At 58.5% G+C, this 14,647-nt stretch carries 9 protein-coding genes; 5 read left to right on the forward strand and 4 right to left on the reverse strand.

All coding sequences use genetic code 11. From position 1 onward, the window contains the following. Positions 1-20: 20 nt before the first annotated feature. The 3 genes from H0921_RS02755 to H0921_RS02765 form a co-directional block, all read right to left on the reverse strand. Positions 21-923 carry a hypothetical protein gene (locus H0921_RS02755; RefSeq protein ID WP_194536473.1) on the reverse strand — a complete coding sequence of 301 codons (903 nt, stop codon included), beginning with the start codon at positions 921-923 and terminating at the stop codon, positions 21-23. Between the two features lie 86 nt (positions 924-1,009). Beyond that, positions 1,010-2,206, reverse strand: coding sequence for a tetraacyldisaccharide 4'-kinase (gene lpxK, locus H0921_RS02760; protein WP_194536474.1), 1,197 nt, complete (start codon positions 2,204-2,206; stop codon positions 1,010-1,012). Between the two features lie 130 nt (positions 2,207-2,336). Continuing rightward, complete coding sequence (locus H0921_RS02765) at positions 2,337-3,980, reverse strand: serine/threonine protein kinase (RefSeq protein ID WP_194536475.1); 1,644 nt, start codon at positions 3,978-3,980, stop codon at positions 2,337-2,339. 342 nt (positions 3,981-4,322) lie between these two features. Between H0921_RS02765 and H0921_RS02770 the strand changes: the two genes are divergently transcribed. Both H0921_RS02770 and H0921_RS02775 read left to right on the forward strand, forming a co-directional pair. Beyond that, positions 4,323-6,533: a tetratricopeptide repeat protein gene (locus tag H0921_RS02770; protein WP_194536476.1), complete on the forward strand. Its 2,211-nt coding sequence runs from the start codon at positions 4,323-4,325 to the stop codon at positions 6,531-6,533. A 67-nt stretch (positions 6,534-6,600) separates the two neighbouring features. Continuing rightward, entirely contained in the window at positions 6,601-7,800 is a 1,200-nt protein-coding gene (locus H0921_RS02775; RefSeq protein ID WP_194536477.1) for an acetyl-CoA C-acetyltransferase, read from the forward strand. 69 nt (positions 7,801-7,869) lie between these two features. Here the strand turns inward: H0921_RS02775 and H0921_RS02780 are convergent, their stop codons facing one another. Next, entirely contained in the window at positions 7,870-9,354 is a 1,485-nt protein-coding gene (locus tag H0921_RS02780; RefSeq protein WP_194536478.1) for a selenium-binding family protein, read from the reverse strand. A 189-nt stretch (positions 9,355-9,543) separates the two neighbouring features. Here H0921_RS02780 and H0921_RS02785 point away from each other — a divergent pair, with 189 nt between their 5' ends. The 3 genes from H0921_RS02785 to rlmN all read left to right on the forward strand — a co-directional run bounded on the left by H0921_RS02785 (position 9,544) and on the right by rlmN (position 14,636). Further along, entirely contained in the window at positions 9,544-10,743 is a 1,200-nt protein-coding gene (locus tag H0921_RS02785) for a 1-deoxy-D-xylulose-5-phosphate reductoisomerase (RefSeq protein ID WP_194536479.1), read from the forward strand. Next, positions 10,710-13,043 carry a site-2 protease family protein gene (locus H0921_RS02790; protein WP_194536480.1) on the forward strand — a complete coding sequence of 778 codons (2,334 nt, stop codon included), beginning with the start codon at positions 10,710-10,712 and terminating at the stop codon, positions 13,041-13,043. Before H0921_RS02785 ends, H0921_RS02790 begins: the two co-directional genes overlap by 34 nt. Before the next feature lie 360 nt (positions 13,044-13,403). Then, the gene (rlmN, locus tag H0921_RS02795) at positions 13,404-14,636 is read left to right on the forward strand and encodes a 23S rRNA (adenine(2503)-C(2))-methyltransferase RlmN (protein ID WP_194536481.1); all 1,233 of its coding nucleotides are present in this window, start codon (positions 13,404-13,406) and stop codon (positions 14,634-14,636) included. Positions 14,637-14,647: the final 11 nt, after the last annotated feature.

Here is a 14,647-nt window from a genome sequence, read left to right on the forward strand (position 1 = left end):
TTATTTTTCTACGCCAAATCTTATGCTACAGATCTCCGCTGATATTCATTATCTCTTATAATATCTTTCGTATCGTTTTCATAGACATTCTGTCTGTACTCTTGCAAACCTGCAACAATGGCGGCATGCCACAAGGGAATTAGTAGCTCGTGATGGCCAATGATCTCGATCCCTTCAGTTCCCGGTCGTCGAAGAACATTCATGGCGGTGCGATATTTCACTTCTTTGTCGAAGTTCACAGTTACAAGTCCTTCGAGGTCGTAGCCGCAATTGCGCGCGACTGAGACAGCTTTGAGAAAGACTTCCGGCATGATCACTGCGGAACCAAGATTGAACCAAAGACCGTGCTGCAGTTGGGACACCACCGAGCAGAGGATGCGGAAGTCGAGCAAGGTAGCAGTGCCAAGGGCGGCCCCATCGAGTTGCGGATGCATGTGAACGATATCCGTACCGATGGCAACGTGGATGGTGCAGGGTATGCGGTAACGCCACGCTGCAGCGACGAGGCTGATATCTGCATGGGGGCAGTTCCAGCGATGCTGGATGAGCCAACCAAGAGCATAGCCCAAACCGCAGTGGTGAGTTGCGGCATAATCCACAGCTTGAGCGAAGATTTCTGCGGTCTCGCGGGCCATACCGAAGTCGCCGCGAGGGAGCTGAGCCGCCACATCTTCGCTGGTTTTTCCTGCGTATGCCAATTCAAAGTCATGGATGGCCGCTGAGCCGTTCATGGCGACGGCGCGGATGACACCTCTGCGGATCAGATCGATGAGATAGGGAGCACAACCGGTTTTGATGACATGCCCGCCGAGAGCAACCGCAATACATTTGCCATCACGATGACGTTGCAGGACGTAATCCCGGACTTTACGCAGTTCGACTGCCGCGAGTTGCCGGGGCAAGGTTTCCAGCCAATCGGTCATGGGCCGCGCAGGATCACACGGCGTGCCCAAGTCCTGGATTGAGACTTTGCTGGGCCTATCGTGGAGCGAGTAAGTTCGCAATCGGGTTAGGTCGAAGGGTTGCATCCTTGCCTCGTGGAATTCAGCGAGCCATCCGTGATCGCCGTTTCGCAGGGAGAAGCGGGGAACTCCTTGCCGGAAACGCTACCCGGCTCTGCCTCCAGCGTACTCTCTTGGAGAATGAGGGTGCTTATACGATCCAGAGCAGCATGGAAGGTTTCGGCACCCGTCGTCAGACGCCAGGTGATAGTCAGCGTTCCCAGGGGCCGCCCGCCCAATTCGTCCAGCCGAAGTTTGACCCAATCTTTGCGTGTGGTCACGATCCAGGTGTCCGGGGGCGTCGTAGCAGCCCAACGGTGGAGTTCTGCGACATCCGCCGAGGTATAAGGGTAGTGGTCCGGATAGACGCGAAAGTCGAGGAGCCTAGCCCCCAGTTGCTCCAGCGTGCGGCGGAAAGCATCCGGTCGACCCAAGCCACAGAACGCAACGACCGAGCGTTCGGCCAAGGATTGCGGCGGTAATACTTTGTCACCCCAACGGAGAGATTCGGGTTCATGGATGGCCTGGGCGATGGGAAGGGAGGGGAAACGCCGAGTTATATTTCGGTACAGGGCGTCCAGTTCTGCGGGAGAAACCTGATCTGTTCGCGTGATGACGAGGTGGCCGGCGCGGGCCAAAGCGGTGAACGGCTCGCGCAGCATACCGCGCGGGAAAAGGGCATCCCTCTCTGGCGGTTGTGTGGCATCGAGCAACACGATATCCAAGTCGCGATGGAGGCGGCGGTGTTGAAAACCGTCGTCGAGCAGAAGGAGCTGGCTTTCTAGCTCGTGGACAGCACATTCCGCAGCGGCAACTCGATCGGGATTCTGGAGATGCGGCACGTCTGGGAGGCTTTCTTCCAACAGTAGAGCTTCATCATTACGGGAATCCAGGCCGCCATAACCCCGGCTCAGAACGGCCACCCGTATGTCCCGCTGGCGATAGTAGCGGGCAATGTATTCGATGCAGGGAGTTTTTCCCGTACCGCCCATGCTCAGGTTACCCACACTGATGACAGGCACTGCAGCCGCGTGAATGGAAAGCCAGCGGTGATCATAAAGCCAATTCCGCAGCCGGATAGTCCCGCCATACGGCCAACTGGCGATCCGCAACAGAGCGCGACCCAGACGCGCCTGCAGTCCCGTCCTGCGTCTGAGAACGATTTCCCTCCACGCGTTTTCCCAACGCTGCTGCCAGTGTTCCATCCCGTGCCGTTATCCTCTTCAGAGCGAGCAATGTAGCCAGGCCACATCACCCTGTCAACAGGAAGCTACTTGGCTCCCACTGACTCATCTTAATGGAGTCGGCCCGGCATGTATTGATGTCATGGGACAATCACTGGCGTAGGAGCATGATCGTTCCCAGATAGGCGAGGATGGTCAAGAGCACTGCGGTGGCGACGACACCGAGCGGACCAAAACGATTGGAGGGTGTCCCTTCCTCCTCGACAGCCCAGGCGGGCGCGCCAGCTTCCTCGTTGTGTGAAACATCAGCTACAGCCGAAGAGGAGACAGACAAACCGACGGCAGAGCGACTAGGCAAAAGCGGTGCGGACCGGGCCGGAGGCGGAGGCAAGGGAGAGCGGGGGATCAGGGGAGGGGAAAACTGGGCCGAGGCACGTGGAGCGGCTGAGGCAGGGGCTGGAGCTGCCGGCGGTGAGGATGGCGGAGGAAGCGATCCTAAGCGGCGCTCGGCCGAAGGCGCAGGAGTCCGAGGTACAGACGGCGGAACCGATCCAGCAGTGCCCACAGCGGAGGAAGGCAGACCGGGCTGAGACGGCGGAGTCGGCGTTCGCGCCAGAGGAGCGGTCGTGGAGAGGGAACGCTCGGCTGACAAGCCAGGCCTTTGACCGCTGGAACGGCTTGACAAACCTGGCATGCGTCCGCTGGATTGTGAGAGCTTAGGAGGGGCCGTCAACATGGGTGCTCCATCCGGTATCTGCCGAACGTCCCCGACAAACGGTTCCAGGGCATCGGCCACTTCCTCGCAGGTGCCATAGCGCTCCTCCGGTTTTTTGGCCATGAGGCGCATGATAACGGCTTCTATCTCCGGCGGCACATCGGGTGCTAATTGCCGGATGGGCGTGGGCTGTTTCATTTGGTGGGCCATCATCTTTTCCACTGCACTTCCTTCTGGGAAGGGCACGCGACCCGTCAGGCAGAAGTACAGCACACAGCCCAGACTGTATTGATCCCCCGCCGGCGTCCGATTACTTGGTTCCAAAATACTTTCCGGGCTGCAGCAATCCAGGCCGCTCGTCAGGGTGTTGGCCGTGGACATTGTGTCCACCAGGCTTTCCCCTTCGTTCTCGACCAAGAGTGAACCGATGCCGAAGTCCAGGATATGCACTTGATTGTGGGCACCAATCATAATGTTGGAGGGCTTGATGAGACCGTGGAAGACATTGTTTTGATGGCAGACGTTCAGTCCCTGAGCAATCTGTACGCCGATGAGTGCGGTACGATTGACGGGCAAGGGGCCACGCTCCTGAACTAGCCGATCCAGCGGGGTTCCCTCGACGAGCGGCCAGACGAGATAATGCAATCCGCCTGCGGTGCCGACATCCAGGAAAGGAACGACCGCCGGATGCTGGAAACCTTGGAAGGCACGCACCTGTCGGCGGGCAAGCCGCACATTCCACATGCTCCGCCGCGGCAGAACCTTGACGGCATAGAGTCGATCATCATTGCGGGAAGCGGCCTTGTAAACTTGCCCCATACTCCCCGATCCGATGGCGTCGAGCAGCACATATGGCCCCAGAACCAAACCCTGCGACTTGCCGTTGAGGATTCGTTCCGCTTGGAAGGGCGTCAGCAATCCTTGCCCGATGAGGTATTCTGCCAAGGCAGGCGCTTCCGCTCGCGGATGAGCTTTTAGATAATCGCTCACCAGTTGATCGAGCGTGCTGCGTTCAATCAAGCCGCTGCGGCGGAGGTCCCAGACAAACCATTCACAGGCACCCAGTTCATTGCCGACCATGGATGTGCTCACCTCTCAGGCAGAAAACTAAAGCTGAATCCACAATTTTCTTGCGAGTTCTGATCCCGGCCTGCATCGTTGCACCGAACGTGAAAAAGTCAGCCAATACCACATCCGGCGTGCAGGGTGTACCATCTTCCCTGACACAAGGTTCGGTCACAGAAAGATAGAACGGTCTGGCCGCAAGTCAAACCGATCGCGGAAGTTTTCCCCGACGCCCTATTCCCGGAATACAGATTCCAGCCTACTATGCATTCATCCCCACGGAATGTGGAGTAAGCACCCCGGCGGAATGCCGAGTGGACATCCCATTCCGGGCAGTCTAACGAGTCGAGGAAACCCATGAGTATCGACCCTTATGCTTTCTGTCCCTGTGGGAGCGGTAAGAAAGTGAAGTGGTGCTGCGCCCCGTTTCTGACCCAAGTGAACCGTGCTTTTGAGCTGCTTCAGGAAGGACAACATGAGTCCGCCCACAAACTCTTCCAGGAGTTGCTCCAGCAGCATGACAACCGTGCGGCTTTGTGGCTCTACTACGCCGAATTTCTAACTCATAGCGGACAGTGGGAACAGGCAGATGCGGCTCTCGATCAGGCGTTGCAACGTGACCCCAAGTTAGGCATGGCATTTTACATGCGCGGCCAGTTACGCCAGCAAGAAGGGGAGATACAGGGCGCGCTGATGCTCTACCACAAAGCAGCAGAACTAATAGCCCCCGAAGCCAAGGATCAGCTTCTGAATGTCTATGCCAAAATTGCAGACTTAAGTCATCAGTGCCGCCAATTCTTAGCGACCATTTATGCCGTGGATCGAGCTTTGCAACTACGGCCCGATCTGCCAGAGTTGCATCGCTACCATGAAGATCTGTTTGGACCGAACAGCCGACTGCCCCCAACGGCCCGCCAGCGGCACGCACTGCGTCGAACGCGTCGAAGCATCCCGGAAAGTTTTATCACTGGCCGACTCAGCGACGCCCGCCAGGGATATGAGCAACTGGTGCAACAGACCCCTGACGATCCGGCGGCCTGGTTCAATCTCGGCCTCATCTACGCTTGGCAGGGGGAAAGTCTTCGTGCTGTTGAGGCCTTGTACCGCTCTCTAGATGCCGAAGTAGACGACCGCTTGGCCGAACAGACTGGCACTTTGGTCGAAGTTCTGCTTACCGCTTTAGGCATGGAGTCCGTAGCCAATTATCTGTACCACTTTTGCAGCATGACCATCCGCGATTTCCAACGGCTGCTCCAACTCTTCGAAGAAAAGTATCGATTGGGTGCTATCGCTCAGATGCAATTCCATGAAGAGGAGGGGGTGCTCCGTGGTTTCTTCATGGAGGAAATCCCAACCTTAGCCATGAGCGAGCATACCCCCGTGTATCGCATTCGCGCCCGCTTCATGATTATCCCACCGGAGTTGCATCTCATCTCGCTCGATCAGAATCAGGCTCAATCTTTGGCCCAGGAATTGTACGAGCAATCCCAAATGGCCTTGGAACCACCGCGGGTGTGGACCCGAACCCCCGATCCCCGGGAATTGCCGCTTCTCTATGGTACGCTGGTCCGTCCGGGCTACGAGAGTGACCCGGAAGTGCAACGTCGGCGGTTGCAGTACGTAGCAGACTACTTTGAGGGCACTTGGCTTCATCAACCGCTCAAGTCCCTGGAGGGGAACTCACCTCTGGATGCGATGGGCAGTCCTCGACTACGGAAACGGCTCTTTGGCGCTGTGCGCTTCATGGAGGAATGCTATCGTGCCGTCAGGGGTTTGCCGGATCAACCGTCGGAGGAGACGAAGGCAGAAGCGGAGCAACATTACTACGATTTCCAGCGCTTGCGGCACAAACTGGGTCTGGAGTACACCAATGTCGCCACTCCAGAGCCTGAAGCAGAGGCGGCGCAGGCGGCAGTTCCCGCCGCTGTGTCCTCCCAACAAGCTTCGACAGGAGAAATAGCAGGTCATAGCACAAGCCGTGCAACACCAGCTTCAGTCCCGCCGCGAGACATCAGCGCCATGAATATCGCCGAATTGGCCGCTCTAGACCGCCAAGTTATGTCCGTTGATGAGATCGAACAAGCCATGCGTGCTGCCTTGCGATTAGAAGCACGTGAATTGGCGGTCGCTTTTGCACGAGCCGGCGTGGACAAACCCTTCGATCCTAGCAAGCCGGACCGCTATCCCCTCTTCGCCGCGGCCATCACAGGTGCCCTGGTTCAAGGGAATTATTCCGAGGCACTCGATCTCATCCAGCGAGGGGAGCAATACGACAGCGAGCACAACAGGGGGGCGCGGGCCATCGATTACGCACTGAAACGGGCCAACGTGTACGTCCGCATGAAAGACGTAGATCATGCCGTCGAGGCGTTCGAGCGCTTGATTGCCCAATACCCTCAGGAGGGGAAACTTTACACCACAGCGGCGGAGGAGATGCTCCGGTTGAAATCCGCGGATAAGGCGCGATACTTTGCGGACCGGGGCTTGCGTCTCGCCCACCAGAGCCAGAACCGGGACTTGGAAGAGCATTGCCGGGAGTTGTTGGCAGCGGCGGAAAAAGCCCGTTGAACTCTGTCCACGGCGATGGCAAGCCAGCAACGGCGATCATAATGGGACGCTCTGAAAGGTTTCCGCAATGGAAGTCTATCTGCTTTCTGCGGTGCGGACGCCTATTGGCAAGTTCCTGGGCAGTTTGGCCGACCATAGCGCTCCCCAGCTTGGCGCATTGGTCATTGCCGAGGCCTTGCGCAGAGCCAATGTAGCAGCCGCCGATGTGGACGAGGTCATTATGGGGCAGGTGGTGCAGGCCGGCAGTGGGCAGGCCCCTGCTCGTCAGGCGGCACTTCGTGCTGGCCTTGCCGAGACTGTCCCAGCCCACACGACGAATATGGTATGCGGTTCGGGACTGAAGGCGGTCATGTTGGCGGCCCAAAGCATTCGAGCGGGGGAAGCTCACCTCATTGTCGCTGGCGGCATGGAAAGCATGAGCCAGGCCCCCTTTCTACTGCCTCAAGTTCGACGGGGATACAAGTACGGCCATCAGCAACTTGTCGATGCCCTGCTTCATGATGGCCTGTGGTGCCCGTTTGAAAACTGGCCGATGGGCGCCGCCGCCGAGCACGTCGCTCAACTCTGCCAGATCAGTCGTGCTGAACAGGACCGCTTCGCCGTGCAGAGCCATCAGCGTGCGGCCCAGGCTTGGGCCAAGGGTTACTTTGAAGCAGAAGTGGTGCCGGTGCCTATTAGTGGGAATCGCCAGGAACCCGTGCGACAGGACGAAGGCATCCGTCCGGATGCATCGTTGGAGAATCTGGCCCGCTTGCGGCCGGTTTTCCGCGCCGATGGCAGTGTCACCGCGGGGAATGCTTCGCAATTGTCCGATGGGGCGGCTGCTGTGGTGGTAGCTTCAGAAGAGTATGTCCGCGTTCACTCTTCCGTCCGACCGCTGGCCCGGATCGTCGCTCAAGCCATGAGCGGCACACCGCCGCGCGAATTGTTTCTGGCTCCTGTGGCAGCTATCCGTCGTGTCTGTGCCAAAGCAGGGTTAGCCTTACAGGACATCGATTTGATTGAACTCAATGAGGCCTTTGCCGCTCAGATGCTTGCCTGCGGGCAGCACCTGCAATCCGACGGTTGGGATGAAAGCCGGGTGAATGTTCACGGCGGAGCCATTGCTTTGGGCCACCCGATCGGCGCCAGCGGGGCGCGCATCCTGACGACCCTGCTATATGCCCTCCAGCGATATCGCAAACGTTATGGTTTGGCCGCGCTGTGCCTAGGCGGAGGCAATGCGGTGGCTATGATCGTGGAGAATCTGGTCCTTTCTCCGATGTAATTTCTGGCTCTCCGGAGCCTATGATCCAGGCATATTTTCGCTTCTTCCTCCGCCACGCAGCCGGGGCCGTCACGAGAAAATGTCGCTGCTGCAATCGCCCCCCGGATAGCGAATTTCATGGGCGCGGACCGGTCCGGCCGGTTCCTTGCCAAAATCAACGAGAAAGTTCTCATTCAATCGCATACCTCCTCGTTCCGTATCGCAATCGATTTGGACCAACCAGGACCCTTGCTTCGCCATTTGGGGGTAGAAGGCATTGTCCCAGGTGCTATAGAGCGAGTTGGTGACGTAGAGCCGCCGTCCATCCAGGCTGAGCTGTAACATTTGGGGTCCGCCGGTCAATTCCTTGCCGCGCAGGCGCCGAGGCGGCTCAATCAAACCGCCGAGTGTGACGGTCCCCACCAGTTTCGGCTGGGCCGGTTCGCGGATGTCATATTGCAGGACCCGACCGTGCAGCCAAGTGGAAACGTAGAGGTATTTATCGTCCATCGATATGAGGATGTCGCTAATCAAGGCTGGTACTTGGCCGCCTGGAAAATCCGCTTTTTTCACGGGATCAAGGCGGATCACAGGACGGGCTTGCCAGGTACCCTTCGCACCACGAGCAAAATGCCAGACCACGCTGCTCAAAGCCGCCCCCACATAACCGTAGTCCTTGTCCGGCTCGTGAGCGAAACGGACTTCCAGGGGTATGGAGCCTTCCCCTAAGTCTACCGACTGGATCAGGCGGCGTTGTTTCCAATCCCAGAAGTGGATGCGGCGACCGTATTTTCCGGCTGCGACATCTTCCAAACGCGGTCCCGGTGCGAAGGTTTTCGGCGCCGCCCATTCAGTCGAAACCATGACATTCTGCCGCGGTTGATACCAGAAATCGTAGTTGAACTGCATCCCCGCTGCTTCTTTCTCCCAACGGCCTTTGATGCGGAATTGATCATCCAACAGGAGAAAACCTCCGGGGCCATTCCCCTGAGCGTCCCCCAGCATGGAGATCATGATTTCGCCGCTGGGCAGGCAATGCACTGTGTGAGGTGCGGACAGATTGGCCGCCTTTGCAACCTCCTCCGGTTCGATGACTTTGTGCAGCCGGAGTTGGTAAGGATCCTTGGCATCAATGACGTGGATGCGACTGGAGCGGAACCCTGGAACAATCAGGTATCGCCGATCGCCGGGTTTACCGTGGCAAGAGGAGCAGATATTCCAGCCATAATGGTGCAATTCATCTCCTCGTTGAGGCATGGAGAGACGGTGAACCACTTGGCCGTAATTGCGAGACGATGGGTCGACATCGACCACAGCAAGATAATCCGGCTGGTCTATGCCGGTATTGGCATAGGTACAGGCCACAAAGAGGACTTTCTCCCGCGGTGCTTGGATAGCTTGCTGGGGCGAGGCAAAACCCGGTGTAGGAGGCTGGGACTCGGCTCCGCTCCTGCTATTGCCCAGTAGCACAGTTCCACCCAGCGCCACACTAGCATGCAAGAACGACCGCCGATCATACGACCGCACGAGGAAACCATAACGCCACGTTCGAGGATGACTCTGCTGGGGATTCATGGTTGAGACTCCTGTCCCTAGTGGCTGGGAGAATTGCATTTGGACAATACCCATCGTGAATCAAGGGGACGCGATCACTTGTACGATTTTTTAGCAGTTTGTGGCAGGGGCGTCTGCCATCTTCGGCTTGTTGGAGTGCGGGAGTGAGTCATACAATTCCTGCGATTGCCTATGCTCTCAGGTGAAGGTATGCCAACATCCGCAGCGGAAGCTGCCCGGTGCCGCCATCTGGTCGTGCTGGGTTCGACGGGTTCCATAGGCCGCAGCACGCTGGAGGTAGTCCGCCATTTTCCCGACCGGTTACGTGTGGTGGGTCTAGCGGCCCACCGTAACTGGCCGTTGTTGGCGGAACAATGCCGGGAATTCCGCCCAACTTGGGCAGTCCTGGCGGACGCTTCCGTGTTGCCGCAGGTAGACCGGCAGGCTTTCCCCCCGACTACCGAACTGCGGGTCGGCCCTGATGCTCTCGTGGAGCTGGCCTGTGCCCCTGGCGTTGACATGGTTGTGGCGTCTATTGTGGGATCTGCGGGATTGCACAGCGCCTGGGCCGCTCTGGAAGCCGGGAAAACGCTGGCTCTGGCAAACAAGGAAACCCTCGTGGTCGCCGGCCCATTGATCTTGGAACTCGCACGGAACCGAGGTGCGCGATTGCTGCCAGTGGATAGCGAACATTCCGCCTTATTCCACCTGCTGGAGGGCCGGGATCGCCGCGATGTGGCGCGTCTGATTCTGACGGCCAGCGGCGGCCCCTTTCGCGGCAAGCGGGCCTCGGAGTTGCGCGCCGTGACCCCGGAACAGGCCCTCCAACATCCCACGTGGCAAATGGGACCGAAGATCACCATCGACTCCGCGACCCTCATGAACAAGGCCCTGGAGGTTATCGAAGCCCGCTGGTTGTTCGACATTCCAGCGGATCGTCTTGAGGTGTTGATTCATCCGGAGTCCATGGTACATGCTCTGGTAGAATGGGCAGATGGATCGGTCCTGGCGCACCTGTCGCCCCCGGATATGCGCTTGCCCATTCAGGCGGCTTTGCTGTATCCAGAACGTCCCCCAGGACCGGCCCGCCGGGTCAACTGGCAGAAGTTGGGACCATTGCACTTTGAGCCACCGGACGTGGAAACTTTCCCCGCCTTGACGTTAGGTTACGAGGCCGCGCAGCGGGGAGGGACATGCGGAGCCGTCCTCAATGCGGCCAATGAAGCCGCTGTGGAACGTTTCCTGGCTGGTGATCTGGCGTTTCTGGACATCCCGCGCTGCTGCCGTGCGGTGCTGGAAGTCCACCCGTATGAACCGCGCCCCTCGCTGGATCGGCTCTTGGCCCTCGATCGCTGGGCGCGGCAGGAGGTTAGCCGTTGGACACACGCTCACCTGCACCCGATCCCTTGAACCCTTCCGGCCCTCCCCTGCAAGAAGTAAGCCAGGGGGCTATGGCTTCTTCTCCCCAGCCACAGGAGGCGTCCCCTCCCCCACCTGAAGGACCGATTGCTTGGTTGCGCCGCCATGCCGTCTCGCTCCTGATCACCGCAGCCCTGATCGCGGTCGTTTTCCTCTACCTTGATCCCATCGACACGCTCAAAGTGGTGATCGGCTTGGGGTTGGTCATATTCATCCACGAGCTAGGGCATTTCCTGGCGGCCAAATGGTGCGATGTCCATGTCACCACCTTCAGCATTGGCTTTGGCCCAGCCCTACCTTTCTGTTCCTTCCAATGGGGAGAGACCACTTACAAAGTGGGCATGATTCCTCTGGGAGGGTATGTGCAAATGGTCGGTGAAGGGGAGGCTACGGACGGCGAAGAAACAGACAACGATCCGCGGAGCTATCGCAACAAAAGTGTGGGGCAGCGGATGCTGATCATTTCCGCGGGGGTGATCATGAACGTCCTTCTGGGCATGGTGTGTTTTGTCGGAGCTTATCTGCATGGAGTCAAGGAAATCCCCGCTGCCATAGGAGCGGTGGAAAGTGGTAGTGCGGCTTGGCGCGCCGGCTTGCGTGCCGACGACGACATCGTGCGCATCGCCAGCCGGGACCGGCCCTTCTTCGACGATCTGCGGCCCATCGTCATGAGCACCGCGGCTGGCGAAGTCGTGGAGCTCGTTGTGCGCCGACCAGATGGAACTCAGCAAACCTATCAGGTGGAACCGCGGCGGGATGAAGGCGCGCGCTTCCCCCAACTGGGGATCGTTCCCCCCTTCCGTCCGGAGTTGCTGTCGTTCCGTAAAGCCCCCGTGCCCCCCGTCATCGCGGGCAGTGCCGCCGCACGGGCCACTCCTCCCTTCGAGCCAGGCGATCGCATCATCGCCATGAGCGATCCCCAAAACCCCCGCCAAGTCACACCTTTACGCCCTGACACGCGCGAGCCGGATCGCGGCCCAGACATTGCAGACTACTACGCCCGCTTGCAGGCTCTGGCAGGACAAACCATAGTCGTCCGCGTCTTGCGTTCCCAGCCGGATGGCCAAGAGAAGCCGGTCGATATTACCGTTCCCCCCGCTTTTCGTGCGGATTTAGGACTGCGCATGCGCTTTGGCGAAATTGCTGCGGTGCGCGAAGGAGGACCCGCAGCCCAAGCGGGAGTTCTCGCCCATCAGGATCAGCCCCCACGACCCGGCGACCGCATCCGCCACATCCAATTGCCTGAAGTGGATGGCACCACTACCTGGCTCACCACGGGAGACGAAAAAGCGCCCGATTCCACCGTCACCGTCCGCAAACTCGACCCCTTGCTTCTGCCCTATGAGCTGCGGCAATGGGCTGACCGGCAACTCGCCCGCGGCGCCGAGGCCAAACTCCAGGTCCGACTGACCGTCCTGCGCACCGTGGGACACCAGGAAGCGAAACCCGTCGAGCTGACCCTGTATTACGATGCCGCCTATCACAACGACCGGGTAACCATCAGTCTGCCCAATAGTCCCATCCCTCTGGCAGGTCTGGGGCTGGCGTATTGGGTGGAAACCATGGTGGACCAGGTGCTGCCCGATTCCCCGGCCAGTGGTGTGCTGCAACCCAACGATGTGATTTTAGCCGCCCGCCTTTACTCCCTAGACGACCACGGCAACCTGCGTCCTGGGGAGTGGTTCGACAAACTCAAGCCGCATCAGTGGGCTTACGTGGATGCCGCCCTCCAGCGCCAGCCGCCCCACCGCCTCGACTTGCGCGTCCAGCGGGGTGAATCCATCCTGGAAGTCAGCTTGGAAGCCCGACCAGATACGCAACATCCGCTGGAAGATCGCGGCCTGCTGCTAGCCCGCGACTATCGCATCCAGAAAGCTGAGGGGCTAGCCGAGGCGTTGAGCTTAGGCACTTGGCGGGTCATCCGTTTCATCAAGTATGTGTACATGAGCCTTTACGGTATGATTTCCCCCTCCGGCAGAATCAGCCCGAAAACGATGAGCGGGCCGCTGACCATCGCCAATGTTTCCTACCGGGTGGCAGGCGAAGACTTTTGGCAATTCCTCCTCTTCATCGGTATGATCTCGGTCAACTTGGCAGTGGTCAACTTCCTTCCAATCCCCGTCCTCGACGGAGGACACATGGTGTTCCTCATTTTGGAAAAAATCCTGGGACGTCCTGTACCGGAACGCCTCTTCCACATTGCGATGTACATCGGCTTAGCCATCATTTTGGGATTGATGATCTTCGTGATCGCCCTCGACATCCAACGCCTCCTCTTTGGCTGGTTCTGAAGAAAGTTGAGGGGACTTGTTGGACACGGAAAAACCATTGCACAGACACCGCAACGGGCAAGCCTTCCTGCCGGAATCCCAAAGGAGAACTCACCGGACTTGACTGCTGAACATGCTCAGATCGAGCAAGAAACGGTATAGTGATAGCAGAGGGGCTGGTCCTACCCTGAAGCGAGTGGTCAAATAAGCCAGGAAAGCGTAGGTTGTGCAATCTCCAGCCCATCAATCGAGCAAGGTACACACCCAACGCCCCACGACTCACATTTTCTCCAAGTGTGAAGATGGGGTTGCACCTGCCGATTGGCCTTTACGAGGATGGCATCCAGCTTTCTCGAACAAGGCAAAGAGTGAGAATCGACTATGTCCACCCCATTGGGATGGTTCGAGAGCGACCGTCTATCATTGGACAATGATCGTCCGACCCGCCAAGCGGCGGCTGAAACTCGTCCGGCTGTTGTGGAAATGTCCCCCGAAGAGTTGCAGCAATGGTTGGTTGAGCGAGGCCAACCCCCTTGGCGTGCCCGGCAGATCCGCCATCATCTGTTCCATCGAGGGGTGACAACCTATGCGGAAATGACCGACTTGCCCGCTGGATTACGCCAGATGTTGCACGAGCATCTCCCCTTGTTTACGGCAATTCCCCTGCTCCATCTCCGTTCCAGCGATGGCACTCACAAGCTCCTGTTGCAATTGAAAGATCAGCGTTCGATCGAGTGCGTACTGATTCCTGATCAGAACCGCGTCACTGCTTGCGTCAGCACCCAAGTCGGCTGCGGTATGGGCTGCGTCTTTTGTGCTAGCGGGCTTAACGGCTTGGAACGCAATCTTAGCACGGGAGAGATGCTGGAACAACTCCTCCGACTGAACTCCTGCGCGGGTCAGCGTCTCACACATATTGTGGTCATGGGAATGGGAGAACCGCTGGCCAATCTAGACAATTTGCTGAAAGCATTAGAAATAGCTTGTGATCCACGCCAGGGGCTGGGCTTGAGTCAACGGCATGTCACGATTTCTACCGTAGGATTACCCAGCAAGATTCGGCGGCTGGCAGATAGCGGACGGCACTATCACCTCGCCGTTTCTTTACATGCGCCCAATGATGCTTTGCGCAATCAGATTGTCCCCACGAATCGGAAAACGGGGATTGCGGCTATCGTGGAGGCAGCCGACTACTTCTTCGCGCGGACGGGCCGGCAAGTAACCTACGAATACGTTTTGCTAGGAGAGGTGAACGATACCGCAGGATGTGCGCGGGAGCTAACCCAGCTTTTGGCGGGCCGTAAGGCCCACGTCAACCTCATCCCATGGAACGAAGTTCCAGGTTTGCCCTATCGTCCGCCCCGTCCCGAAGCCATCCGCCAGATGGTTCGAACTTTACGCCAGGCCGGAATCAGTGTCAAAGTGCGCAAGCGCCGAGGGGCCGACATCGACGCCGCCTGCGGGCAGTTGCGACGGCAAACCTTTCCGGCGCCCCAAGTAGCTACAACGGCGGGGGATCACCCTCCCTTTTCCGCTTCATCCCTCGACGTATCTGCCATCCCCCCGACAGTGGTACTCCCTCAAGGCTGCCCCCACCCACCCGACGAGGCGTGAAGGATACTCCG

The sequence above is a fragment of the Thermogemmata fonticola genome, assembly GCF_013694095.1.
GTDB classification, from domain to species: Bacteria; Planctomycetota; Planctomycetia; order Gemmatales; family Gemmataceae; genus Thermogemmata; species Thermogemmata fonticola.